A 25652-nucleotide genomic window follows, 5' to 3' on the forward strand; every position below is an offset into this window, starting at 1 on the left:
AGCCGTGCGGATCCCATGGTGCTCCGGCGAGTCGGACAGGAGGCTGCGATGCAGTGTCAACAGCCGACCGGTGGTTACCGGCGGTGCATCGCTCAGATCCTCGACTGCCGCGCGCACGAGAGTCACGTTGTTGGCGACGGCACGTGCCTGCGCGCTCAGCCCCCTGACCTCTTCCCGCTGGCCCAGCTCCGCCAGAGCAACCTTGTGAGCTGACGGCGCGATTCCCTCGATCTGCGATGAAGCGATTGCCTCGCTGCGCAGGAGGAATCTCGATACCGCAGCCATGGCGGGTGATGTATTGACTGCGCGCACCCGAGCCTCGGCCTGAGCGGCCAGCGCCTCAGTGCCCGGGCTTAATGCCAGGCTGGACCCGCTGAGTGGTTCCGGCACGTAGGCCCGGTACTCGCCGGACCTGCGGTCTCGACGCCTCAATCCGCTGCTGTGCGGGTTGTCCCAGTGACGGCTGATCCATGTGCCCACCATGTTCTCCTTAACGTGTCACCCACGCTCTCTCTATGACACCTTAGTCTCTAAGGTGTCATAGGGGTGCGGGAAGTGCAACGTTAGCGACCGGAGAGGGTTTGCTGGTCGAGGTGGAGGCTTGGGCACGGTTGCCGTGAGGAACCTCGCGCAGTTCTGCATTGAGTGCAATGCTGCACTGAGTGCAAGATGGGTCTGTGACCGGAACCGACCTTCGCGCCTCCCATGCGCAGCGCACCCGCGCCGCCATCCGGGCCGCCGCCCTGACCCTGACTCGGGAGCGCGGTTACACCGCCATGACGGTCGACGACGTCGCCTCCCTGGCGGGTGTCTCCCGGCGCACCGTCTTCAACCACTTCTCCTCCAAGGCCGACCTGCTCGTCATCGGTCCTGAGGCTCCCGAGCCCCAGGCCGTCGAGGCCTTCATCAACGGCACCGGTACCCTCCTGGAGGACCTGGGTGCCCTGCTGGCCTCCGGCACCGAGGTCGTCGAGTCCGAGCGCGGCTGGCTTCTGGCCTTCCCGGAGATCGTGCGTGACAACCCCGAGGTCGAGCGCGCCATCCACGAGCGCCTGCGCGCCACCGCCGACTCCTTGGCCTCCGCCGCCTGCCGCCGCCTGGGAACCGGGCCCGGCGACCCGCGCGTCCGCGCCGTCGTCGCCCTGGCCATGGCCATCCAGCGCAGCGCCATGGACCTGTGGTCCGGGCGCACGCACCCCTGGGAACGGGGCGGTCAGGAGTCTCCCGAGACCCCCGAGTCCTCTGAGCCCCCCGCCGTGCCAGGCCGGTGCCCCGAGGGCCGGCTGACCGACGCCGTCCAGGCCATGACCCGGGCCATTGCCGACGTCGTCGCTCAGGCTCCGCCCAGTGGCCCAGCCTCCGGTGTTGCCGGCGCCGCCGGTGGGCCGCCGTCGGACTCGCCGGGTTAGCCGTACGGCGCTCCTTCAGCTTCTTCTCCTGTCAGTCTTACCCGCCTACCTCACCCGTAAAGGCATATCTGTGACGCAATCCGTGACTCGAAGCGCTACGACGCCGGCACCCGCCGGCACCGCCCTCCACGAACCGGGAGCCGACTTCCACCCCGACCACCGCTTCTGGGCGGTCTATGCCTCGCTCCTGGTCGTCATGTTCCTGTCCGCCATGGACCAGACGATCGTGGGCACCGCCCTGCCCACCATTGTGGGTGACCTCGGCGGCGCCGCCCACATGGCCTGGATCCTGACCTCCTACACCCTGGCCATCACTGTCGGCATGCCGGTCTACGGCAAGCTCGGCGACCTCGTGGGCCGCAAGAACCTCTTCCTGGTGGCCATCGCCCTGTTCCTGATCGGCTCGGCCCTGTGCGGCACCGCCACCACGATGACCCAGCTCATCATCTACCGCTTCATCCAGGGTCTTGGCGGCGGCGGCCTCATGATCTCCTCCCAGGCGATCACCGGCGACCTCATCCCGCCGCGCGTGCGCGGCACCTACATGGCCCCCATGGGCGCCATGTTCGGCATCGCCTCGATCCTGGGCCCCATCGTCGGCGGCTGGCTGACCGACTCCGTCTCCTGGCGCTGGACCTTCTGGATCAACCTGCCGCTGGGCATCCTCGCCTTCATCGCCATCGCCCTGGTCCTGCGCCTGCCCAGCAGCCGCCTGGCCAGCCCCATCGACTGGTGGGGGCTCTCCCTCATGAACGCCGGCGCCGTCGCCATCGTGCTCATGGCCACCTGGGGCGGCAACCAGTACGAGTGGACCAGTCCGGTCATCATCGGCCTGGGCGTCGTCGGCCTCGTCTGCTGGGGGCTGTTCGGTCTGGTGGAGATGCGCGCCGTCGACCCGATCCTGCCCTGGTCGATCCTGACCAACCGCACCTTCATCGTCGCCACGGTCGTCGGCATGCTCGCCATGGGCGGGATGATCGGCGTCCTGAGCTACCTGCCCACCTACCTGCAGATGGTCTACGGGTACTCGGCCACCGCCTCCGGCCTGCTCCTGGTGCCCATCACGATCGGGATGCTCCTCTCCTCGATCCTCTCCGGCGTCCTCGTCTCGCGCACCGACCGTTACAAGATCTACCCGGTCCTGGGGCCGCTGATCGCCGCCGGCGCCTCCTTCTGGCTCTCGCGTCTGTCGACGACGTCGCCCGTCTGGGAGGTCTCGGCCGCCACCTTCGTCGTAGGCGCTGGCATCGGTATGTTCTTCCAGCTCCTGGTCACCGTGGTGCAGAATGCCGTCGAGGCCCGGCATCTGGGCACGGCCACCAGCGGCAACAACTTCTTCCGCGAGATCGGGGTGTCCCTGGGCGCTTCGCTCATCGGTGCGGCCTTCTCCTCGGGCCTCACCTCCAACCTCGCCGAGCGGATCGGGGAGCTGGCCCGCAGCGCCGACCCCGCTGTGCTCGCCTCACTGGCCCAGTTCCGCGAGGCGGACACCTCCTCGCTCACACCGGCCTTGGTGAGCCGGCTGCCCACTGCCCTGCACGACGCCGTCGCGAGCTCCTACGCCGACGCCCTCCTGCCGATCTTCGCCTGGATGATCCCCCTGTTCGTGGCCACCTCCGTCATCGCGCTCTTCCTGCCGGAGGTGCCCCTGTCCCAGAAGACCGGGATGGAGCAGATCGCTGAGGCCGAGGGTGACACCGAGATCAAGGCTGAGTCCAGTGAGCTGGCGCAGCAGGGCCCGGAGCCGGCGGGGGAGCAGGTGGATCAGAAGCCGGCGGCCGACGCAGGATGATGAGCCCGTAAGCGGGCGTCAGCACTGCGACGAAGCTGAAGAGGAAGTACTGCGTGAACATCACCGTCGAGAGCGTCATGAAGATCAGGTAGACCATCCCGGCTCCCGCCCCCACCAGCACTTTCGAGGTTCTGTCCCCGGGGAGCCAGACCAGCAGCGTCCAGGCGAGTGCGACGCCGCCGCACAGCGCGGAGACGGGTGCCACCACGAACTCCTCACGCAGCTGCGGCGACCAGGTCGTCGCCGCGAAGCCGATGGCGGAAACCCCTGCCAGGAGCGCAGGCCCGCACGTGCTGATGGTGGTGGAGGGGCGGCGTCCTGAGACCCACAGGGCGACCGCCGCAACCAGGGGGATGAAGGCGATATACGCGCTCGCGGCCCCCGCAGCCCGGTCTGCGACCGCCCAGGCGACCGCCCCCGCCCCGACGACGACGGCGCTGACCGCCAGGAGCCGGATCCACGTGATCCTGCGATCGGACAGTCGCCTCACCCCGTCCGGCAGGCTCAGTACGGGGTGAGGTCCCGGCGGGTACGAGTCCGGTGGAGCCATCGGATACGGGCCGAGAGCGGGTCGAAGGCGCGCGCTGACGATGAGAGGGATGATCATCGCGATCTGCGCAAACCCGAAGAACGTGATGGACAACCAGATGAGAGGCGAGGCCAGTGCCCCGATCACGAGCCCGACGACGGCGCGCAGCCCGGGCTCCATCCTCCTGCAGGCGGACAGGCCGTCGACGAGGACTCCCACAGTGGTTGCTCCCAAGGTGCAGAACACGAGGAGGAACGCCAGCGTGACGTGGTCACTCGACTGGTTCTGGGCGCCCGGGTCCGCAGTGAGCTCATCGATCACGCTCAGGACGGCTACGGCTCCGCCGGAGATCAGCGCGAGCGCCAAGAGGAGAACGGCGCGCACGGCGTGCTGCGGGGTCACTGCGGCCCGTTCCCGTAGAAGGCTGATGAAGCCGACCGCCAGGAGGAAGCCGACCAGGTAGGACAGTGCGGCCTGGATGAAGAACGGAGAGTCCCCCACCCATCTGGGCAAAAGAGCCGAGGCAAGCATGAGAGCTATCGAGCCGATGTAGATCACGGCTGCCAGAATGCCGCACCGCAGCGCCGTTCTGCGGTCGAGCCGGGACCCGAGACGCCCCCTCATGGTGTATTCCTCATGGGTGAAGGCTTCCTGAACGCGGACGGCAGAAAGGATGACGGACGTCGGGCCCTTCCCTGGAGAACGCTCGTGATCCCGGGTGCTCCGGGGAGTCGGCATGACGAGGGCGGCGGGAAAACGGTGATATCGGTTGCGTCGGTGGCCGGCGGGGTCCTCTGCGCCCAAGGACGAGGGACAGGGCTATAAGGACGACGGAGATGACGATGATCGGGATCGGGATGAAGATCGTGATCCCGGTCGCCACCACGGCGGGAGTCCCGGCCACGGCCGCGGCCGCGGCGCGCGGTAACGCGGATAGCCGTGTGCGTAGGCTGAGGACGCCGTCGACCACGACTGCTGCAGCGAGTGCCCCGAGGACGCCGCAGGTCACAAACAGCGGCATATCCAGACGACCGAATGCCGGAACGGGGGCGCCGACGTCGGCGGCCCCGAAGGCGACCGCCCACGCGACTGCCGCGACCGTGGCGACCCCGTAGGCCAGCATCGCTACCACCGCAGCGGTGAAGGCATGAGGTGCCGGAAGCACTCCGCGCTCACGTGCGATCCCCAGGCCGCCGGTGATCGCGATCGCCCAGGGCATGGTTGTCACAGCTGTGTGCACCCAGGTGAGGACGTCAGCGGCGCCGCCACCTTCTACTCCTGCCGAGACTGGGATGATGATGAGTACGAGCCTCGCCAGTTCCAGCAGGCATGCCGCGATCCCGCACCACAGGGCTGTCCGGACTCCCAGTCTGGCCCCCATGACGTGGATGAGTACCATCCATCGCCGCCCTGCTGTCGGGCGGTTGCGCGCTGACGGCTTCCCTTGTGATGAAGGCGAACCTGACACGCTGGGCATTATATGTCCGAGCGGACGATATATCGACGGGGTTATCGACGGGGTTAGGGCGCAACAGCGTGAGACTCTGAAAAGAACGGGGCAGAGAGGTTGGTCCTGCTCCGGTCTTCCTGACAGAATCGGAGCCGTCCCGCGGACCGTCCGACGTCGTTGTCGCAGCCGGGTCCGCGGCCCCGCGACTCCGTCCGCCCTTCCTCAGAGGAGCCTCCATGCCGTCCGAGCACACCCCCGTGCCCTCCATCGACTCGTTCACTGGCTCGTCCGCCGCGCTGTCCACCGACACGGTCTCGCTCAACCCGAACCCGCTGGTCCAGGCCCTGGGCAAGCCGGCCGAGGACTTCACGCGCGCTGACATCATCCGCTTCGTCGCCGAGCAGGGCATCACGATGCTCAACCTGCGCTACGTCGGCGGAGACGGGCGGCTCAAGGAGCTGAACTTCGCGATCCAGTCCGCCGCGCACCTGGACCGGATCCTCACGATGGGGGAACGGGTCGACGGGTCCTCCCTGTTCGACGTCGTCGAGGCCACCAGCTCCGACCTCTACGTGGTTCCCCGGCTGCGCACGGCCTACCTCAACCCCTTCACCGAGCAGCCCACCCTCGACATCATGTGCGGCTTCTACGACGTCGAGGGCAACCCGCTGGCCAGCGCTCCGCAGCAGGTCCTGCGCCGTGCCCAGGAGACCCTCGAGGCCGAGACCGGCTGCCGGCTCGAGGCGCTGGGTGAGCTCGAGTACTACCTCTTCTCCGACGTCGACGAGCTCTTCGGCGTCGAGGAGCAGCGCGGCTACCACGAGGCCGCTCCGTTCTCGAAGTGGTCCCGGGTCCGCAGCGAGGCGCTCGGTCACCTGGTGCGCATGGGCTGCGCGGTCAAGTACGCCCACGCCGAGGTCGGTAACTTTGTGGCCGACGGGCGCCAGATCGTCCAGCAGGAGATCGAGTTCCTGCCCACCGACGTCTCCCGGGCCGCCGACCAGATGGTCCTGGCCAAGTGGGTGGTGCGCGAGGTCGCCCACGCCCACGGCATCGAGGTCTCCTTCTCCCCGAAGATCGCCGTCGGCCAGGCCGGCTCCGGCATGCACTTCCACACCCGTCTCATGAAGGACGGTGTCAACCAGTTCTCCGACGGCTCCTCGCTGACCGATGTCGCCCGCCGCGTCATCGGCGGCTACCTGTCCCACGCGGCCTCACTGACCGCCTTCGGCAACACCGTGCCCGTCTCCTTCCTGCGGCTGGTGCCCCACCAGGAGGCCCCGACGGCGATCTGCTGGGGCGACCGCAACCGCTCGGTCCTCGTGCGGGTGCCGCTGGGATGGCAGAACCTCGACGACCGCATGTTCCGCGACGCCAACCCCGGTGCATCGCCCGTGGGCGAGCTGCCGGGGGACTCCCAGACCGTGGAGCTGCGCTCCCCGGACGGCAGCGCCGCCATCCACCTGCTGCTGGCCGGCATCACCGTCGCGGCGAGGATCGGGCTGACCGAGCCGGGCATGCTGGAGTACGCGGGCGAGCGCTACGTCAGCGGGGACGCCTCCAAGATCGAGGGACTCGACCAGCTGCCGGTCTCCTGCGCCCAGGCGGCCGAGCGCATGCTCGCCCAGCGCGAGGACTATGAGGCCTTCGAGGTCTTCCCCGCGTCTCTCATCGACTCCTGGGCAGCCGGGCTCGTGGCCCTGGGGGACGCCGACCTGCGCGAGGAGATCGCCGACGCCCGCATCCAGGTCGAGGACCTGGTGGCCCGGTACTTCCACGTCGGCTGAGTGCAGTCGGGGCGGGCTGCTGATGGAGAGGGGGGCTCAATCTGTCACGAATGGCGACTTTTAGGTGGTCGCCGCAGGGAGGTACCCCGAGCTTCGCGGTATCTGCGCAGGTAGTGGCTCTGAGGCGGTGGTGCTTGGTCTTGAGCCCCCGAGTAAAAGTCTCCCGGAGGTGACGCGGCTCGCTCGGTCGGACGGAATGATCCGAGAACTCTCATAGTTGAATATTGCATGAAAGCATTCGGGTTCCTCAGCTTCGGACACTACGGACACGGTCGCGGCCCAGGCGACCCCGACGCCGGCCAGGCGCTCAAGGACGCCGTCGAGATAGCGGTCGGCGCCGACGAGATCGGCGTCAACGGCGCCTACTGGCGCGTCCACCACTACGCCCGCCAGGCCGCCGCCCCCATCCCGCTGCTCTCCGCGGCCGGTGCCCGCACCAAGCGCATCGAGGTCGGTACCGGCGTCATCGACATGCGCTACGAGAACCCGCTCTACCTGGCCGAGGAGGTCGCCGCCCTCGACCTGCTCACCGATCAGCGCATCGCCATCGGCATCTCCCGCGGCTCGCCCGAGCAGGCCCGGCGCGGCTGGGAGACCTTCGGCTACGTCGGCAGCGCCGACCCGCGCGGGGCCGACGTCGCCCGTGCCCACACCACCCAGTTCCTCGACGCCGTCCGGGGCGTCCCGCAGGCCGACCTCGACACCTCCGGCGGCATGGCCCCCGGCGCGAGCTCGCGCCTGCGCATCGAGCCTCACGCCCCCGGCGTGGACCGTCGCATCTGGTGGGGCGCCGGCTCGCGCGAGACCGCCGAGTGGACCGCCCGCCAGGGCCTGAACCTCATGAGCTCGACCCTCCTGACCGAGGCCACCGGCGAGGGCTTCTCCCACCTCCAGGCCGAGCAGATCCGCCGCTACCGCGAGACCTGGAAGGAGTCCGGCCACGACTGGACTCCGCGCGTGAGCGTCTCACGCTCCATCTTCCCGATCGTCTCCGACGTCGACCGGAAGTTCTTCGCCCTGCGCGGCGAGGACTCCCGCGACCAGATCGGCATCATCGACGGCCTGCAGTCGACCTTCGGACGCACCTACGCCGCCGAGCCCGATGTCCTCGTCGAGCAGCTGGCTCAGGACGAGGCGCTCCACGCCGCCGACACCGTCATGCTCACCATCCCCAGCCAGCTCGGCGTCGACTTCAACCTCCACATCCTCCAGGCCTTCGCCGAGCACGTCGCACCGGCGCTGGGATGGCAGCCCAACACTGCTGGACCGGTGACGGGCTACTCCCTGGAGGATTAGCGCTCCGACGGCGGTCGGCCGGGACCCTCCGGCCGACCGCGGTACGGTTCCCTCATGGCCAGTTCTGAGGAGGCGTCCCGCCTGATCGCCTGGACGGAGCGCCATCAGGTGGCCCTCTACCTGGGAGCGCTCGCGGGTGGAGTCGCTGTGGGACTGGCGGCGCCCGCGGCGCGAGGCGTCCTCGAGGCGGCCATCACCCCGGTGCTGGCGGCGCTGCTCTACGCCACCTTCCTCGGCGTGCCCTTCACCCGTCTGCGGACCGCCTTCGCCGACGCCCGGTTCATGACGGCACTCCTGGTGGTCAACTTCCTCGTGGCACCGACGGTGGTACTGCCCCTGTCCCGCCTGGTGGCCGATGAGCCCGGCCTCCTGGCCGGCACCCTCCTGGTGCTCCTGGCGCCCTGCGTCGACTACGTCATGGTCTTCACCCGTCTGGCCGGCGGTGCCTGGTCGCGCACCCTGGCCGCCTCGCCGGTGCTCATGCTCGTCCAGGCCCTCGTGCTGCCCCTGTGGCTCGCACTCGCCGCCGACGGCCCCGGCCCCCAAGGCAGTGGCATCAGCTGGTGGCCCTTCGCGCAGGCTTTCCTCGTCATGATCGCGCTGCCCCTGGGGCTGTCAGTGCTGACTCAGCGGGCGGCCGAGGGACCGTCCATGATGGCGCGCTGCTCCAGAGCGGTCGCCACGACGGCGACATCCCTCATGGTGCCGCTCATGATGGCGACCCTGGCGCTCGTCGTGGCCTCGCAGGTTCCCCAGGTCGTCTCCCGTCCCGACGTGGTCGTGCGGGTCGTTCCCCTCTTCGTGGTCTTCGCCCTCATCATGCCGGTGGCCGGCGACGTTGTTGGTCGTCTGGCCCGCCAAGAGCGCCAGGAGCGGATAGCCCTCGCCTTCTCCGCGACCACCCGCAACTCACTGGTGGTTCTCCCACTGGCCCTGGCTCTGCCCGATTCGATGGGAATGGCTCCGATCGTGGTTGTCACTCAGACTCTGGTGGAACTCATTGTCATGGTGATTGGCGTGCGCCTGGTTCCCCGCCTCGTTCGCTGAACGGAAGCACGGCCGAGCCGACGAGGTGGGTGGTCTCCCGGTCATCGGATATCGGATAGGTCGGCTAGCAGGGGCGCTATCGAGATCGAGAGCGTGCCGATATTGCCGCGATACTGCCACGATATTTCCCCGATACCACTGCGATACTGCCGTAAGCCGCCGACGCGGTCGGAGGCGGAAAAGGGATGCGCACCGGTGGACCGCCTCATGATCGGCCTGATGAACCCGTCCGGTGATGACACGGCCTGTGGGGCCCGGATGACTCCGGGCCCCACAGGCCCCTGTCGTTGAGGGTGGCATCGCCCTGGATTCCCATAGATCCAGGAGGACTCACCCTCCTTCGCCGGAGCGGCTCGCGCCGGGCTCCCTATCAACCCGAGCGGCCTCGAAATCCGATCGGTCATCGGGCTCCCCAACCCTCGCGACCAGTTCCGTCCGGCGGCAGACACAATGTAACCCGCCGCTCCTGTGGGTGCACTTCAATATATCTGAAAGTTGCCTGAGAACTTACTCGACGTATTTGTTCTGTATTCATGAGATTCTCTGCGGGGGCTTTGGTGTTATGCAGTCGATGCCGTCTCTCGTGGCGTTTTTACACGCATAAGCGGTTCCACTGTTTTTCCTCCGGGTTGTGCGATCACTGTTTCTCGGCGCCCATTACTGTTGGTTGGTGAGGCGTGAAGGGGCTGACGTCAGACAACTTCGCCGAGAGGCTCGAGACGTTGTCGTGAGATGACGTGCTGTGATCAGTGAAAAGATGCACATCACGACTGGGCGGTACACCCGTGTAAGCGGTCAGTTACGGCAAATTTTCAGACCCTGTCTCGGAAATGGGGTGTATTGTTCAGCCGTCCAACCGTCAATCAGCGGGCGGAAGGTGAGGATCACCCGTCTCGCCACGCCGGCCGCCGTCGCGCCCCGATCTCTTCAAGGAGCACTTGACTATGCCACAGGTCACCGGAGCCACCCACGAGGTGGGCGTGGACCAGCTCTTCTTCTCCACCACTGACGCGCGCGGCGTCATCCGCCACTCCAACAACGTGTTCATCGAGCTCTCCCGGTACCGACGCGATGAGCTCTCCGGCGCCCCGCACAACATCATCCGCCACCCGGAGATGCCCGGCGGCGCCTTCAAGGCCATGTGGGACACCCTCAAGACCGGTAGCCCCTTCGCCGCCTACGTGCGCAACCTCGCCGCTGACGGCAGCGAGTACGACGTCTTCGCCACCGTCACCCCGCTGTCCGACGGCGGCTACCTCTCAGTGCGTACCCGACCGGTGTGCACCGACCTGTTCGACACCGCCTGCGCCATCTACCGTGACGCCCGCGGCGTCGAGGACCGGGCCATCGCCGACGGCGCCAACCGGCGGGCCGCGGCCGAGCAGGGGCTCGGTCGCATCGCCGAGCTGCTGGCCGGAGCGGGCCTGTCCTCCTACGAGGAGTTCCAGAACACGGCCCTGCCCGCGGAGGTGGCGCGCCGCGAGGAGCTCTCCGAGGGCATCCCGGTGCGCCCCGGGGCCACCGGGAACCTGCGCGTCATGCTCGACTCGGTCACCACCATCGCCGCCGGGCTCGACTCCTGGATGGCCGGCCAGCAGCAGCTCGCCGAGCTGTCGGCCTCCCTCAAGGCCGCCGGCAAGGGCCTGACCCAGACCTTGGAGGACCCTCGCCTGAGCCCCGAGCGGATCGCCGCACTGGATCGCTCCGACCCCCGGGTCAAGCCCCTGGCCGACCTGCTGGACCTGTGGATCCAGATGCAGGGGCTCGTCAGGCCACTGGTCGCCCGGCTCGTCGACACCCTGGCCCAGCTCGACACCAACGGCGCCCGGACCCGTTTCCGCATCGCCCTGGCCCGCCTGCACGCCACCATCACCTCGCTGTTCACCGTTGAGCTCATCGACGGCGTCGGCGACCCGCAGTACTCGGCCGAGGCCATTCCCGACCTCATCGAGTCCCTCAATGACGGCATTGCCGAGATGGAGCGCCAGGCCCATGCGCACCACACGCTCGCGGCTCAGGCGGTCGCCTACATCGGCGAGGCCAGCCGGATGATGACGATTCCCAACCAGCTCCTCATGCTGTGGACCGGTTCGCCGGCCTCGACCGACCCCGCCCTGCCCGCCGCGGCCGCCGAGCTGTCCGCCGCGGCCTCCGGCGTGGTCGAGTCCGTCGGCCATCGCCTGGCCGAGCTCGATGACCTCGCCGCCCGCTGCCAGACCATCGACGTCGCCGACGGCGCCGCCGACCTGCGCGGAGCCCTGAGCGCCTTCACGGCGGCGGCCAGCGCCGTCGCCCCACGCTGATACCTGGGACCGAAGGGTCCGGCGAACCGCGGGTCAGCGCCGGTCGGCGCGGGTTGGCCCGGGGTGGCTCGGACCCGGAAAGGCGCCGGTCGGGTGAACCCTCGCGTTCACCCGACCGGCGCCGTTGTTGTGCTGGCAGATGCCTGCCGGTGCCTGGTCGATCTCAGTGCCGGCCGGGGTCGGGGTGCGGATCCTGCGGGCCTTGCGGACTCAGGGGAGCCGTTCCGGATCCACCCATGGGCCCGTCCTCCTGCCCGGCCGGCGGGGTGTACCCGTACGAGACGGGCTGCTGCTCTCCCGCGGGAGCCGGAGTGGAGTAGGCGGCCTCGGACGCCGTCGGACCGGCCGGTCCAGCGGGGACCGGGACCGGGGAGGCCCAGCGCAGCTCGTTGCGGGGAGTCTCATAGCTCACGCCAGGGTAGCGGCCGAACTGCTCCTCACTGGGCACGCTCGTGGTGGTGGACTCCAGCACCGAGAGCATCTGCTCCGGCGTCGGCCAGGAGTCGGACCACCCGCTGCCACTGGGAGCCGAGGGTGGGAACCAGGCGGTCGACTCCGGCGGGCGGATCATGATCCGCCCGGGACGGCTGCGGTCGCGCAGGGCATGGGCGCGCCAGGTGTTGATCGGGTGGCTGGAGAGCCAGTTGCTCAGGTGGAGCCAGAAGCCCTTCTCACGCGTGGCGCGATCGGCCAGGGCATGAGTGTTGACCTCGGCCCCCAGGTACTTGCCGCCGGCGAGTACCCCCATGGCTCCGGACACGCCCTGAGGCGCGTTGGCGTAGCCGTGGTTGTCCGCCGTGTACTCCTGGGCCCGCGAGAAGGCCTGCCCCAGGAAGGGGACGTAGCCGACCAGCTGGGAGAAGATGAGACGGAAGTAGGAGACGTGACCGGCGGCGAGGTGGCCGACCTCGTGGCCGATGATGAAACGCAGCGCCTCGGGGTCGCGGGCCTGCCCGCCGATCTCGAACAGGTCGGAGTAGACGGCGACGAAGCGTCGGAATCCGTGGCCGGAGGCGAAGGCGTTGATCTGGCCGTTGCCCAGCACCACGTAGGCGTCGGGGACTCGCCGCAGGCCGAACTCCCGGGCCGCCTCGACCACCATCCGGTACCCCTCCGGGAACTGGGTGGGGGACATCTGTACCGAGCTCGCCCGCAGCTGGGCGTACATGATGGCGCGGACTGCCCACACGATGAGGGGCACGAGGGGAATCACCAGCAGTACCTGGGACAGGGTGCCGCCGTCCAGGAACTGGCTGCGGACCTCGGCCTCCAGGCCGGTGGCGTTCGAGGAGCCGGCCAGCCAGCTGATGACCACGAACCACATCCCGTAGCCCATCAACGTGGTCAGGACAGCGGCGATGAGCAGAGGAATCTCAGCGGGGTGACGCAGACCCCGGATCCCGGCAATGCCGTGAACGGTCGCGCCGTTGAGGATCCGGGGTCGAGCAGGAGCCCCGGTCGACGGCGCAGGGCCGGAGGGATCGGGGACGGTGGACGGAGCAGGTGGTTGCATGGTGGCAACTTAAACGACTCGCCCCAGGATCCCTCTCCTGCCACAGGAGGATCTTCGCCACGCCCTTATCCGCCATGTGGTGGGAAAAAGTCGCCTTCTCCTCCGACGGATTGCGCCGCTCGGTGGGGTCTCCGGCGGCGGTCCCGGCCTCTGACGCGAGCGTGGGCGAGGCCGTAGGCTCCTGCCGTGCCGCACTCCGTAGCCTCTCCTTCGCCGTCCCCCTCCTCCTTGCCGGCCTCCTGGCCGCAGCCGCCCTCGCTGTCCGGGCACCTGGATCACGAGGTGCCCTGGGGGATGCAGATCGCCGTGCGCTACGACAAGGTCCACCCGCCGCGGCGCATCGACGTCGCCGAGGCCGCCGCCCGCGCCGTCGTCGCCCTCCTGGCCGCGCCCGCCTCCGCGCCGGGCGGGCCATGGAACCAGGCCGTCGACTACTGGCGTGACGGACGCATCCGCAAGCTCGTGCGCCGCGCCCGCGGCAAGCGATGGGATGAGGTCCAGGACATCGACGGCGTCACGGTCACCCAGGACGGTCCGGTCGGCTGGGGGCGGGCGGCGGCGCGTGCCTTCGTGCCCGGACCGGTGCGCCCCCTGCCCGGGGCCCTGGCCAAGACCCAGGTGGAGGGCACCCACTTCCCGTCCGGCGACGAGCTGCCCCCACCGCCGGCCGCGATCACCGCGCGCGTCGCGAAGGACCCGGCCGCGGCCAGCGAGATCGCGCTGACGGCGGCGTCGGCATCCACCGGGTCGCTCGTGACGATCGAGGCCACGCCCCTGCACGAGATGACCTCGGGAAAGCTCGCCGCCCAGTGCGCTCACGCCGCCCAGCTGGCCTGGGAGAGTCCGGCCATGCCCTCCGCCGTGCGGCGGGCGTGGGCCGAGGACGGCTACCGGGTGCGCGTCGTCGTGCCCAGCCGGGAGCAGTGGGCCTCCACCACCCGTCCCGTCCACGTCACCGACGCCGGCTTCACCGAGCTCGACGGCCCCACGGAGACCACCCGCGCCTTCTGGTGAGTGCGGGGTTCTGAAGAACGACGGGACCACCGACGCCCCGGGTGCTCAGACGTCGGCGGGGGAACCCGAGGGCTAGCGCGCCTTCTTGGGCTCCGGGGTCCCCCGGAACACCCACAGGCGAATGAACACGTAGAGGTAGATGCCCTCGCAGCAGGCCGAGATGACGCGCGCCAGCTCGGCGTTGACCCCGAACCAGTGCAGCAGCGAGGACAGCCCCAGGATGAAGATGACGTACTGGCTGACAAGGCCCACCGTGTAGCCCGCCCCCTGCTCGACGACGTGCCCGTGGGATTGGAAGTTCAGCCAGCGGTTGAGCAGGAAGGAGTAGGCGCCGGCGATGGCGTAACCGACCGTGACGGCCACCGGGTAGTACCAGTGCAGGTGGTTGTAGAACACCCACAGGCAGCTGATGTCCAGGATGAAGGCCGAGCCGTTGATGATCGCGTAGCCGATGAAGGTCACCGGCAGCCGGCGGCGCACGAAGCCCGGCAGGACGGAGTGGATCGCGGTGATGAGGCGCAGGAAGACCTCGGGGGCGCGCCTCGCGCCGGAGACGGGCGACTGGGCGGAGGACGATGCAGACTCAGTCTCGGTGGTGGTCTCGGGGGCCCGGCCGTCCGCCGTCGTTCCTGCCATGAGGTGTCCTTCCCTGATCGCTGGTGTCAGGGGGAGTCTTCCCCGCGGGCGCCGGTCAGGCAAGTTCCCACAGGCGGATGGGACGCCGAGCCGTCTCATCCTTCCGGAGGAGCGGCGGCCTGTGCCAGGGTCTGGGACACCTCGCGGCGCAGCAGATCGCCGCCGGCATCGGCCGGATGGTGAATAGTGCGCAAGCCCACCTCATGGGCCGCGGCGATATTGGTGGCGCTGTCATCGACGAACAGGGCCTGATCGGCCTGCACCCCGGCCAGTTCCAGCAACCGGTGGAAATAGGCGGCATCGGGCTTGGCCACCCCCAGGGTGCACGAGTAGCCGTCGATGTCGCACAGGCCGTCATAGCCCAGGTGCTCGCGCATCCAGGCTCGGCGCTCCCACTGCTGGTTGGTGGCCAGGACCGTGGTGTAACCGGCCCGGCGCAGGTCTCCCACCAGCTGCCAGGCCAGCGGGTCGGGTGTGGCCCGGTGCCACATCTCCAGCAGGTCCGATGCGCGCAGCTCCAGCCCCAGAGTCTCCACCACCCGCTCCAGCAGCTCGGTGAGGGTCTCCCGGCCCGCCAGGGCATCGGCCTCCCCATCGATGACGGCCTGGGCGAAGGCGGGGCCGCCGCCGCGGGTCAGCGCCTCGTCCCACGGGGTGCCGATGAGCTGAAGGACGCCGTCGGCATCGAGCAGGACGGCGCGCACGGGCGTGGACGAGGCGGGCGGGATGACGGGCTCAGAGGTACTCACACCCCGATCCTGCCCTACTCGGCTTGACCGTGGGGCCGGACATCCGGGACAGCTGACCGGGACACGGCACGCGCCGGTGACAGACTGGGGGCATGACCGATGCCGCCAGCACGCCCGCCAGCTCCTCGCCCAGCCTCCGCTCCAGCTCCCCCTCCCACTCCCTCGACGGGTCCACCGGTGACGCCGGTGCGATCCTGCGCGACGAGGACGCCTACACCGACTCGCTCATCGACTTCGTGACCGCCTCGCCCAGCTCCTACCACGCCGCCGCAGAGGTCGCCCGGCGCCTGGAGGCGGCCGGCCTCACCCGTGCCGAGGAGACCGTCTCCTGGCAGGCCGGCCTGCCCCGGCGCGGCTACGTCATCCGCGACGGCGCACTCGCCGCCTGGATCCTGCCCGAGGCCCTGGCGCCGGGAGCGGGCCTGCGCATCGTCGGCGCCCACACCGACTCCCCGGCCCTCAAGCTCAAGCCCGACGCCGCCCTCGTCCGCTCCGGCTGGCAGCTCATCAACGCTGAGGTCTACGGCGGCCCCCTGCTCGCCTCCTTCCTCGACCGCGAGCTGGGCCTGGCCGGGCGCCTGACCACCCGCGACGGCGCCGTCCACCTCGTGCGCACCGGCCCCATCGCCCGCGTCGCCCAGATCGCCCCGCACCTGGACCGCAGCGTCAACGACACCCTCCGCCTGGACCGGCAGACCCACCTGCTGCCCCTGTGGTCGCTGGCCGGCCCCGACTCCGCCCCCGACGCCGTCGAGACCTACCTGTGCGAGCTCGCCGGCATCGACCCGGCCGAGCTCGCCGGCCACGACGTCCTCACCTACCCCACTCAGGCCCCCGCCCGCTTCGGCCGCGACGGTGAGTTCCTGGCCTCCTCCCGCCTGGACAACCTCTCCTCCGTCCACGCCGGGCTCGTGGCCCTCGAGGCGCTCGCGGCCGCGGGGGCCGAGCCGGCCGAGCCCGTCATCCTGGTCGCCTTCGACCACGAGGAGGTCGGCTCGGCCACCCGCTCCGGGGCGGGCGGTCCCTTCCTCGAGACGCTCCTGCGGCGCCTCGCCCGCGTCCTGGGGGTCGATGGCGACGACGTCGAGGCCCTCCTGGCGCGCTCGACCTGCGTGAGCGCCGACGCCGGGCACAGCGTCCACCCCGCCCACGCCCACCTGCACGACCCGGCCGTCCAGCCGCTCATCAACCACGGCCCCCTGCTCAAGATCAACGCCCAGCAGCGCTACGCCACCGACGCCGTCGGGACCGCGATCTGGGCGCGGGCCTGCGCCGCGGCTGGCGTGCCCAGCCAGGACTTCGTCTCCAACAACGCCGTCCCCTGCGGCTCCACCATCGGCCCCATCACCGCCACCCGGCTGGGAATCACCACCGTCGACGTCGGCGTGCCCCTGCTGAGCATGCACTCGGCCCGCGAGATGGCCGGCGTCAAGGACGGCCCCTGGCTCGCCCGGGCCCTGCACGCCTACTGGCTGGGGGCCTGAGCACGATGGGAGGACGCGCGGCCGGAGAGCCGGACTCGCCGATCCGCGCCGCGGGCGTGCGCGGCCCCGCCCCCTGCCCCTGCGGCAGCGGGCGCACCTACGCCCAGTGCTGCGAGCCCCTCCACGACGGCGCCCCGGCGCCCACTGCCGAGGCCCTCATGCGCTCGCGCTACACGGCCTTCGTCGTCGGCGACGAGGACTACCTCTTCCGAACCTGGCACCCGCGCACCCGGCCCGAGGGCCCCTACTGCCACCCCGGCACACAGTGGACGGGGCTGACCATCCACGAGACCGTCGGCGGCGGGGCCGACGACGAGACCGGCGTCGTGGAGTTCACCGCCTCCTACCGCGCTGGGGATGGGCACGGGGCAGTCGTGGCCGACGCCCTCCGTGAGCGCTCCTGCTTCACCCGCCGCGCCGGCCGCTGGCTCTACCTCGACGCCGTCGGATAGCTGCGAGGAGAGCCGGAGGCGCTGCGAGAAGAAGGGCGGGCGCGCATCGAGGACTGCGTTGTCCCTCCAGGACGTACTTCTCCCGCAGACGACTGGGGTTTGGCCTCGTCGTCTGCGTCAAGGCGCAGTCCTCGCGGGAAAAGTAAGTTCTCGAAGGACTGCGATGCTCGGTCCTGGCGTCCTCAGTGCCAGGTGCCGCGCCAGTACTGGATGGGCCAGGGGGCCTCGTCCCAGGAGCGCGCCCCCAGGTCCGCCGCCCAGCGCAGCGGCAGGTAGGGGTCGCGCAGAGCGGCCCGGCCCACGGCGACGGCGTCGACCTGGCCGGTCACCAGCGCCTGCTCGGCCTGCGCCGCCTCCTCGATGAGCCCCACGCCCACCACCGGGACACCGGTCCCGGCCACCGCCTCCTTGACCTGCTGGGCCAGCGGCAGCTGGTAGCCGGGCCCCACCGGGACCGCGGCGGGAACGTTGCCGCCGCTGGAGACGTGCAGGACCTCGACCCCGGCCTCCACCAGCTCGCGGCCGAAGGCGGCGGTCTCCTCACCGGTGACGCCGCCGTCGGCCCAGTCCGAGGCCGACAGGCGGATGTCGAGGACCGTGTCCGGCCCGATGGCCTCGCGCACGGCCCGCACCACCTGAAGCGGGAAGCGCTGACGGTTCTCGGCGCTGCCGCCGTAGGAGTCGGTGCGCCGGTTGGACAGGGGCGAGCGGAACTCGTGAATGAGGTAGCCGTGGGCTCCGTGGATCTCGACGAGGTCGTACCCGGCCTCGACGGCGCGGCGCGCGGCCGCGGCGAAGGCCTCCACCAGTCGGTCGATCCCGGCCTCGTCCAGCTCGGTGGGGACCGCGTGATCGGGGTAGGGGATCGCGCTGGGGGCCAGCAGCTCCCAGCCCTCCAGGGTTCCGGAGCGGGCGCCGGCGACGTTGGGGCGCCACGGCGCGGTCCCCGACTTGCGGCCGCCGTGCCCGATCTGGATGCCGGCGATCGCCCCGCCGGCGTGGATCGCCTCGACCAGGCGGCGCTGGCCGGCGGCCTGCTCATCGGACCACAGCCCCAGGTCATTGGGGGACAGGCGCCCCTCGGGCGTCACGGCCGTCGCCTCCACGATGACCGTTCCGAACCCGCCCACCGCGCGGCTGGCGTAGTGGGTCACGTGCCAGTCGGTGACGACGCCGTCCTGCGCCTCGACCGTGTACATGCACATGGGCGGCAGCCACAGGCGGTTGCGGGCTCTCAGCCCGCCGAGGGTCATCGGCTCAAGAATGCGCGGTGTGCTCGAGGTGCTCATGGCCTCACGCTACTCTCCCGACCACCCGGCAGACATGGGGCGGGAATCACCCGTGCGAACCGATCATCGAACCCATAGGCTCCCGGGCGTGAGCTCGCGCCCCGTCCCCAACCCTGTGCAACGGCCCGTCCCCGTCTCCGGCTCCGTACAACGGCCCGTCCCCGTCTCCGGCTCCGTACAACGGCCCGTCCCCGTCTCCGACCCTGACCACCGGCCCGCCCCCGTCACCCACGGGCCCGACGACGTCGCCCTCGTCTTCGAGAGCGGCGGCATGCGCGGGGCCTACACGGCCGGCCTGGTGCGCGTCATGCTGGAGGCCGGCCTCTCCTTCCCCTGGGTCGGCGGCATCTCCGCCGGTTGCACGAACACCTGCAACTTCGTCTCCCGGGACACCTGGCGCACCCGCGAGGCCTACCTGGGCCTGACCACCGACCCCAAGGCCGGCGGATGGGGCAGCTTCGTGACCGGCAAGGGCTACTTCAACTCCGAGCACATCTACCTGCACACCTCCGCGCCCGATGAGTCCATCCCCTTCGACTGGGACACCTTCGCCGCCTCACCGGCCACCGTGCGCCTGGGCGCCTTCCGCTGCGACACCGGCGAGGAGGTCTACTGGGGCCTGGAGGACATGCCCACCATGGGCGACCTGCTGGTACGGGCCCGGGCGTCGTCGTCGATGCCGGTGCTCATGCCCATGGTCGAGGTCGACGGCGCCCCCTACGTCGACGGCGCCGTGGGACCCACCGGCGGGTTCGCCGTCGACGCGGCCCGCGCCGACGGCTACGACAAGCTCCTCGTGGTCATGACCCGCCCCGAAGGATACCGCAAACCGCCCATGCGACGCCACGAGATCGAGGTCCTCCAGCGGCTCTACCCCCGCTATCCGGCCCTCGTCCAGGCCGTCATCGACCGGCCCGAGAACTACAACCGCACCGTCGACGAGCTCGAGGAGCTGCGCAGCCAGGGCCGTATCTACCTCTTCCGGCCCGAGCGCATGCCCATCGCCAACGGCGAGCTGCGCTACGACCGCATCGTCACCGCCTTCGAGGCCGGCCTGGCCCAGGCCCGCCGCGAGCTGCCCGCCATCGAGGCCTTCCTGGCCAGCTGAGGTCAGTTGAGGTCAGTGCGGTAGGGCGACGCCGTAGCGGGCGATGTCCTGGCCGGCGTCGAAACCGAAGGTGGTGATCGGGGGCACCGGCCGGCCGCCGTCGAGGGCCCGGGCCAGGAGCATCAGGACGTGGCGCTCGTGGGGCGGGACCAGGTCGGGCAGTCCGGTCAGCGGGAACCAGCGCAGCCCGGCGTTCTTGGCCGGCTCACGCACGACCGGCGTCCCGGCCCAGGTGCGCAGCGTGAAGAACAGGTCGATGCGCTGCTCCAGGGCCGCACCGCCCAGATCGTTGGTGCGGTGCATCGCCGTCAGCGGGGCGAGGTCCTCGGCGGCCGCGCCGACCCCCAGCTCCTCACGGGTCTCGCGCAGGGCCGTCTCGACGACGCTCTCGGCGGCCTCGACGTGACCCGAGGCGCCGCAGGCCCAGTGCCCGTCCATATAGCCGGTGCCCTGCCGCAGCTGGAGGAGCACCTGGGTCGCGGCGCTCGTCGATCCGCTCGCCTGCCCGGTCCGGCCGGCGGAGGCGCCGGCGGCCGGACGCAGGAGGTAGACGTAGGCTGCGGGAACGAGGGTGAAGGAGTGGACGGCCATGGCGGCCACCGTAGACCAGGTGGGACCGAACGCGGACCAGACATGGACCAGACTCGGACCAGACTCGGACTGGGAGTGGTTCTGAGGAGAATCGGCCGGGATACCGATGGTGAGAATTCATGAAACCATCAGGAAATTGGGTAATGCTCCGACATAGTCAGTCATCAATGGCCGTCCGTGGAGCTCGCGGCGCGCCCCGTCGCGGAAGCGCTGAGAATTCACCCTTGCGGTTACGCTGCCGGTTCGGCATCGGGCACCTAGGCTTCTACCTGGGGAGATGGAAGACTACGGGACCAGCCCGTGGACCCGACGTCACTGCCGATCGCCAGCCGTCGACACGATCAATGATGACCGATGCCGACCCGAGCATGACCGACGCCCCACTGATGACGCTGCCTGAGGAGGATCCGATGCAGACCAGCCTTACTCGGCTCACGGCCGACGACGGAACGCGTCTGGTCGTGCACATCTGGCTGCCCGAGTGGCTCATCGACGGCTCCCTGCTGGTGGCCGACGCCCCCGACGACGCTGCCGGGGTCCGCACCATGGTGAGACCGCACCCGCAGATGACCGGCGCGGCCCGTCCCCGCGGCATCATCCTCATCTCCCACGGCATGGCCGAGCACGCCTCGCGCTACGCCCGCTTCGCCGCCTCGGCCGTGGAGGAGGGCTACGCGGTCCTGGCCGAGGACCACCGCGGTCACGGCGCCACCGCCGCCCCCGACGGCTTCGGCTTCGTCGCCGAGCAGGGTGGCTGGGACACGGTCGTGGCCGACATGGGCACCGTCCTGGACGCGGCCCGGCGGGCCTGGCCCGGCATCCCGGTCTTCCTCATGGGTCACTCCTGGGGATCCTTCCTGGCCCGGGACCTGGCGGCGCGCCGCGGCGGCGAGCTGGCCGGCCTCATCCTGCTGGGGACCGGTGCGGGCACCGGCGCTCTGACGCGGCCCGCGGCGGCGATCTGCGCCGGGGAGTCCCGGCTGCGGGGGCCGCGCCATCCCTCCCGGCTGCTCAATGCGCTCGCCTTCGGCCCCTACCAGCGCCACTTCGCCCCCAACCGCACCGAGGCCGACTGGATCAGCCGCGACACCAAGGAGGTCGACCGCTACGTGGCCGACCCCTGGTGCGGATTCGTGTGCGCCTCCAGCTTCTTCCACGATCTTGTGGCCGGGCAGGGCACCGTCAACACGGCCTCCCACGCCGCTGCGGTGCCCGCGGGACTGCCCATGCTCCTGGCCTCCGGCGACCGGGACCCGGTCGGTGCCATGGGGCGGGGTGTCCAGCGGGCCGCCACCCTCTACCGCCGCGCCGGCGTGCGGGAGGTCTCCGTCATCCTTTACCCGGGCGGGCGCCACGAGCTCCTCAACGAGACCAACCGGGACCAGGTCACCGGAGACATCCTTACCTGGATCGACGGACACCTGTGACAACTGTGAGAACCACTGACTGATCGCGGGTGCGAGGCCAGGGAAGCCCTCATTCGTTGTAGGTATCCTACAAACCATGGTGTGGCGCTTCGGCGGGATCCGGTCGTTCACGACACCGGCGGTACCCGTAGGGTTGAGCCATGGTCACCAAACCCTCCACTCCTGCTGCCGACGGCGTCGCCCTCAGTCCCGCACTCGTCCTCGTCCGCGAGGCGGGCCTGGTCCTGGCCGGTACGGCCGCCCTGATCCTCGTCGGACAGATCGCCATCCCCCTGCCCTTCACCCCCGTGCCGATCAGCATGGGCACCTTCGCCGCCCTGGGCGTCGGCGCCGTCCTCGGATCGCGCCGCGGCGCCCTGTCCGCGCTGCTGCTCGGCGCCCTGGCCGCCGTCGGCGCCCCGGTCCTGGCCGGCTGGAGCGGCGGCGTCGTGGCCACCTTCGGCTACGTCGTCGGCTACATCCTCATCGCCGCCATCGCCGGGCGCGCCACCGCCGTGTGGTCGCACCACTCCGGGTCGACGGCCTCTCGAGTCGCCATCGGCGTCGCCCTCATGCTGCTGGCCTCCGCCTCGGTCTACGTCCCCGGCGTCATCTGGCTGAAGATCGCCACCGGCGCCAGCTGGGGCGCCGCCCTGAGCATGGGCCTGGTCCCCTTCATCGTGGGCGACATCCTCAAGTCCCTGGTCGCCACTGGTCTGCTGCCCGTGGGCGGCAGGCTGCGCTGACGATCCCGCACCGGTTCCGACGCCGCCCTGAGCGTACGGATCCGGTGGAGATCCGCCCTCCCGCGTGCCCCGTCGAGTCCCCGCTCGGCGGGGCACGCGGGCCTTAAGGCTCGGATCGGGTCCGGTCGACGCGGGTTAGAGTGCCTGCATGAGTCAGCCCGAAAGGCGGGCCCTACCGGTTTTGTCCGTCATGGACATGGTCCCCGTCAGCGCCGGACACGGCCGCACCGACGCCCTCAACGACATGATCGCTCTCGCTCGAGCCGCCGACGTCGCCGGCTACGAGCGCTACTGGCTGGCCGAGCACCACGGCTCCTCCACCTACCTGTCGTCAGCCACCATCGTCCTCATGGGGCAGGTCCTGGCCGCCACCGAACGCCTCAGTGTCGCCTCCGGCGGGATCATGCTGCCCAACCACGCCCCGCTCGTCGTCGCCGAGCAGATCGGCACCCTGGCCACCCTCTACCCCGGCCGGGTCGACCTGGGGCTGGGGCGCGCCCCGGGCACGGACCGGCGCACGGCCGCCGCACTGCGCCGCGGGGCCTCCGATCCCCGCCGCTTCGCCGAGGAGATCCTCGAGATCCTCACCTACCTCGGTGACGAGCCCGCACCGGGGCCCCATGCGGTCCCCGGCTCCCTTCTCCTGGGTGCCGCCGGTGCTCCCGACGACGCGGCCCAGGACATCGAGCCCAGCGGTCCCCGAGTCAGGGCGATCCCGGGCGAGGGCACCCACCCCGGCGTGTGGGTGCTCGGCTCCTCGGTCAACGGCGCCCGCGTCGCCGGTCGGCTCGGACTGCCCTTCGCCGTCGCCTCGCACTTCGCCCCGGTCCAGGCCGAGGCGGCGATCGCCACCTACCGCTCCGTCTTCGGCTCCCGGTCGGAGGGGACTGGGGGAACCCAGGGCGCTCCACGGGTCGCGGCCGCCATCAACGTCATGGTGGCCCCCAGCGAGGACGAGGCGCGCCTCCTGTTCAGCACCGCCATGGCCGCCGCCGCCCGCATCGTCGGCAACCGCCCCGGGCCCCTCGACCCGCCCACGGCTGACCCGGAAGCCTGGCGGGCCCATGCGCCGGGCAAGGAGGCGGCCGTTGAGTCAGCCATGTCCCTGTCCTATGTGGGAACGGCCGACGACGTCGCCGCCCGCCTGCGTGAGCAGGCCGAACGCTGGGACCTCGACGAGATCCTCGTGGTCACCCACGCCCATGACCCGGCCCTGAGACGCCGCTCCTACGAGTTGCTCGCCCACGCCTGGCACGCCTGAGGCGGTCATTTTCCAGACTCTCCTACATGTGACCAACATGTCGACTCTGTTTCCTTGTTGGACGTAGGATCTCCGCTCATGAGCGACGCCTGAGCACCTCGTGTCGCCATACGTCCCATATCCCAGTGACGATCCCAGTCAGTTCCATGCCCCATGGAGGTCGCATGAACAACGCCCTGACAGTGTCGCGCCGCAGCTTCGGACTCGGTGCGGCCGCCCTCGGCCTGCTCCTGGCCTCAGGATGCTCCCGCGCCTCGGGCTCGGCTGGAGGCGGCCTGGGCAGCGGCAGCGGCAAGCTGACCCTGGCCTACAACTCCGACGGCCCTCACAAGACCTGGGCCGAGGCCGTGTGCCACTCGGTCTCCAACGTCCTGGGCATCACGATGGAGCCCCTGCCGGTGGCCCAGTTCTCCGAGATGCGCTCGGCCATCACCGATCACACCCTCCTCGGCGTCTTCCGCTCCGGGTGGTCGGCCGACTACCCCTCACTGGAGAACTTCCTCAACGCCACCTTCCAGACCGGCGCCGGCGCCAACGACACGCAGTACTCCTCGAAGACCTTCGACGATCTGCTGGCCCAGGCCGCCGCTGCCACCGATCCCGAGACCGCCCACGGCTACTTCCGCCAGGCCCAGACCCAGCTCTTCGCCGACCTGCCCGGCATTCCGCTGTGGTACCAGAACGGGTTCGGCGGCTACTCCCGCAACGCCTCCAACGTCGACTTCAACTGGACCGGCACCCCGATCTACGAGGAGGCCAGCTCCAGCGCCAACGGCGGCGTCATCCTGTCCAACCTCTCCGAGCCGCAGAACTCCCTGCTGCCCACCAACACCAACGAGTCCAACGGCGGACGGATCCTCGACCTGGTCTTCGCCGGTCTGGTCCGCTACGACAAGGACGGCAACGTCATCAACGAGGTCGCCTCCTCCATCGAGACCACGGACAACCAGCACTACACGATCACCCTCAAGCCGGGCTGGACCTTCTCCGACGGCAGCCCGGTGACCGCCGACTCCTTCATCAAGGCCTGGAAGTTCGGAGCCCTGCTGTCCAACGCCCAGCTCGGCTCCTCCTTCTTCGAGCGGATCAAGGGGTTCTCCTATGACGAGGACTCCGAGCTGACCGGACTGACCAAGGTGGATGACCTCACCTTCACGGTCGAGCTGACCGCCCCGGCCTCGGACTTCAAGATCAGCCTGGGCCACTACGCCTACTACCCGATGCCCGAGTCCGCCTTCGCCGACACCAAGGCCTACGGAGCCAAGCCCGTGGGCAACGGTCCCTACCGGCTCGTCTCCTGGGACCACGACAGCAGGATCGTCCTGGAGCCCAACCCCGCCTACGCCGGCGGGCGCACCGTGGCGAACCAGGGCATCACCTTCAAGCTGTACACGAGTATTGACTCGGTCTACAACGACCTGCTGGCGGACGCCCTCGACGTCATCGACGCCATCCCCGACGCCTTCCTGCCCGTCTTCCGCGAGCAGCTCCAGGGGCGCGCCATCAACAAGCCGGCCGCCTACTTCCAGGGGCTCGCCATCGACGTCACCCATGAGCACTGGAAGATGGACGAGGAGGGCCGCGCCCGCCGCGCCGCCATCTGCCGGGCCATCGACCGCAACCTCATCTGCGAGAAGCTCTACTACGGCACGCGTACACCGGCCAAGGACTTCACCGCCCCCACCGTCGAGGGTTGGACCGCTGAGGTACCGGGCAACGAGGTCCTCACCTACGACCCCGACGAGGCCCGGCGCCTGTGGGCGCAGGCCGAGGCCATCTCCAAGTTCTGA

At 70.0% G+C, this 25652-nt stretch carries 20 protein-coding genes; 14 read left to right on the forward strand and 6 right to left on the reverse strand.

The genetic code is table 11. The annotated features are described in order from the left end of the window. Positions 1 to 677 precede the first annotated feature (677 nt). Together HCR68_RS09910 and HCR68_RS09915 are read left to right on the forward strand one after the other, a co-directional pair. Positions 678 to 1409 (forward strand): TetR/AcrR family transcriptional regulator, encoded by a 732-nt coding sequence (locus tag HCR68_RS09910; RefSeq protein WP_167149052.1) that lies wholly within the window; start codon positions 678 to 680, stop codon positions 1407 to 1409. An 82-nt stretch (positions 1410 to 1491) separates the two neighbouring features. Further along, the gene (locus HCR68_RS09915; protein ID WP_167149054.1) at positions 1492 to 3201 is read left to right on the forward strand and encodes an MDR family MFS transporter; all 1710 of its coding nucleotides are present in this window, start codon (positions 1492 to 1494) and stop codon (positions 3199 to 3201) included. Here the strand turns inward: HCR68_RS09915 and HCR68_RS09920 are convergent. Further along, positions 3113 to 4231, reverse strand: a complete 1119-nt coding sequence (locus HCR68_RS09920) for a hypothetical protein (protein WP_167149056.1) — start codon at positions 4229 to 4231, stop codon at positions 3113 to 3115. The genes HCR68_RS09915 and HCR68_RS09920 overlap by 89 nt on opposite strands. A gap of 1185 nt (positions 4232 to 5416) precedes the next feature. Here HCR68_RS09920 and HCR68_RS09925 point away from each other — a divergent pair. The 4 genes from HCR68_RS09925 to HCR68_RS09940 all read left to right on the forward strand — a co-directional run bounded on the left by HCR68_RS09925 (position 5417) and on the right by HCR68_RS09940 (position 11613). Continuing rightward, positions 5417 to 6967: a glutamine synthetase family protein gene (locus HCR68_RS09925; RefSeq protein ID WP_167149058.1), complete on the forward strand. Its 1551-nt coding sequence runs from the start codon at positions 5417 to 5419 to the stop codon at positions 6965 to 6967. A 228-nt stretch (positions 6968 to 7195) separates the two neighbouring features. Next, complete coding sequence (locus HCR68_RS09930) at positions 7196 to 8263, forward strand: LLM class flavin-dependent oxidoreductase (RefSeq protein WP_167149060.1); 1068 nt, start codon at positions 7196 to 7198, stop codon at positions 8261 to 8263. Positions 8264 to 8317: 54 nt separating this feature from the next. Beyond that, complete coding sequence (locus tag HCR68_RS09935; protein ID WP_167149062.1) at positions 8318 to 9310, forward strand: arsenic resistance protein; 993 nt, start codon at positions 8318 to 8320, stop codon at positions 9308 to 9310. Positions 9311 to 10254: 944 nt separating this feature from the next. Continuing rightward, entirely contained in the window at positions 10255 to 11613 is a 1359-nt protein-coding gene (locus HCR68_RS09940; protein WP_167149064.1) for a PAS domain-containing protein, read from the forward strand. A 163-nt stretch (positions 11614 to 11776) separates the two neighbouring features. Here the strand turns inward: HCR68_RS09940 and HCR68_RS09945 are convergent, their stop codons facing one another. Continuing rightward, complete coding sequence (locus HCR68_RS09945) at positions 11777 to 13048, reverse strand: M48 family metallopeptidase (RefSeq protein WP_243859044.1); 1272 nt, start codon at positions 13046 to 13048, stop codon at positions 11777 to 11779. Between the two features lie 264 nt (positions 13049 to 13312). Here HCR68_RS09945 and HCR68_RS09950 point away from each other — a divergent pair, with 264 nt between their 5' ends. Further along, the gene (locus HCR68_RS09950) at positions 13313 to 14140 is read left to right on the forward strand and encodes a peptidyl-tRNA hydrolase (protein WP_243859039.1); all 828 of its coding nucleotides are present in this window, start codon (positions 13313 to 13315) and stop codon (positions 14138 to 14140) included. Between the two features lie 72 nt (positions 14141 to 14212). On the opposite strand, the gene HCR68_RS09955 is transcribed toward HCR68_RS09950, so the two are convergent. Beyond that, positions 14213 to 14776: a GtrA family protein gene (locus tag HCR68_RS09955; protein WP_167149068.1), complete on the reverse strand. Its 564-nt coding sequence runs from the start codon at positions 14774 to 14776 to the stop codon at positions 14213 to 14215. A 95-nt stretch (positions 14777 to 14871) separates the two neighbouring features. Then, positions 14872 to 15525: an HAD-IA family hydrolase gene (locus tag HCR68_RS09960; protein WP_167149070.1), complete on the reverse strand. Its 654-nt coding sequence runs from the start codon at positions 15523 to 15525 to the stop codon at positions 14872 to 14874. A 92-nt stretch (positions 15526 to 15617) separates the two neighbouring features. Between HCR68_RS09960 and HCR68_RS09965 the strand changes: the two genes are divergently transcribed. Together HCR68_RS09965 and HCR68_RS09970 are read left to right on the forward strand one after the other, a co-directional pair. Next, positions 15618 to 17009, forward strand: coding sequence for a M18 family aminopeptidase (locus HCR68_RS09965; RefSeq protein ID WP_208320580.1), 1392 nt, complete (start codon positions 15618 to 15620; stop codon positions 17007 to 17009). 5 nt (positions 17010 to 17014) lie between these two features. Next, positions 17015 to 17461, forward strand: a complete 447-nt coding sequence (locus tag HCR68_RS09970; RefSeq protein WP_167149071.1) for a YchJ family metal-binding protein — start codon at positions 17015 to 17017, stop codon at positions 17459 to 17461. 182 nt (positions 17462 to 17643) lie between these two features. On the opposite strand, the gene HCR68_RS09975 is transcribed toward HCR68_RS09970, so the two are convergent. Beyond that, a complete protein-coding gene (locus HCR68_RS09975; RefSeq protein WP_167149073.1) occupies positions 17644 to 18750 on the reverse strand; it encodes a tRNA-dihydrouridine synthase in 1107 nt (368 codons plus the stop codon). On the opposite strand from HCR68_RS09975, the gene HCR68_RS09980 reads away from it, so the two are divergent. After that, entirely contained in the window at positions 18725 to 19858 is a 1134-nt protein-coding gene (locus tag HCR68_RS09980) for a patatin family protein (RefSeq protein WP_243859040.1), read from the forward strand. The two genes, HCR68_RS09975 and HCR68_RS09980, sit on opposite strands and share 26 nt — an antisense overlap. 12 nt (positions 19859 to 19870) lie before the next feature. Here the strand turns inward: HCR68_RS09980 and HCR68_RS09985 are convergent, their stop codons facing one another. Next, complete coding sequence (locus HCR68_RS09985; RefSeq protein WP_167149075.1) at positions 19871 to 20449, reverse strand: NUDIX domain-containing protein; 579 nt, start codon at positions 20447 to 20449, stop codon at positions 19871 to 19873. Positions 20450 to 20859: 410 nt separating this feature from the next. Between HCR68_RS09985 and HCR68_RS09990 the strand changes: the two genes are divergently transcribed. The 4 genes from HCR68_RS09990 to HCR68_RS10005 all read left to right on the forward strand — a co-directional run bounded on the left by HCR68_RS09990 (position 20860) and on the right by HCR68_RS10005 (position 25652). Next, positions 20860 to 21876, forward strand: a complete 1017-nt coding sequence (locus tag HCR68_RS09990) for an alpha/beta hydrolase (protein ID WP_167149077.1) — start codon at positions 20860 to 20862, stop codon at positions 21874 to 21876. A gap of 140 nt (positions 21877 to 22016) precedes the next feature. Further along, positions 22017 to 22601, forward strand: a complete 585-nt coding sequence (locus tag HCR68_RS09995) for a biotin transporter BioY (protein ID WP_167149079.1) — start codon at positions 22017 to 22019, stop codon at positions 22599 to 22601. 148 nt (positions 22602 to 22749) lie between these two features. Beyond that, a complete protein-coding gene (locus HCR68_RS10000) occupies positions 22750 to 23862 on the forward strand; it encodes an LLM class flavin-dependent oxidoreductase (RefSeq protein WP_167149081.1) in 1113 nt (370 codons plus the stop codon). A 164-nt stretch (positions 23863 to 24026) separates the two neighbouring features. Next, complete coding sequence (locus tag HCR68_RS10005; RefSeq protein WP_167149083.1) at positions 24027 to 25652, forward strand: ABC transporter substrate-binding protein; 1626 nt, start codon at positions 24027 to 24029, stop codon at positions 25650 to 25652.

The organism is Actinomyces sp. ZJ308 (assembly GCF_011752065.1).
Taxonomy (GTDB): Bacteria; Actinomycetota; Actinomycetes; order Actinomycetales; family Actinomycetaceae; genus Actinomyces.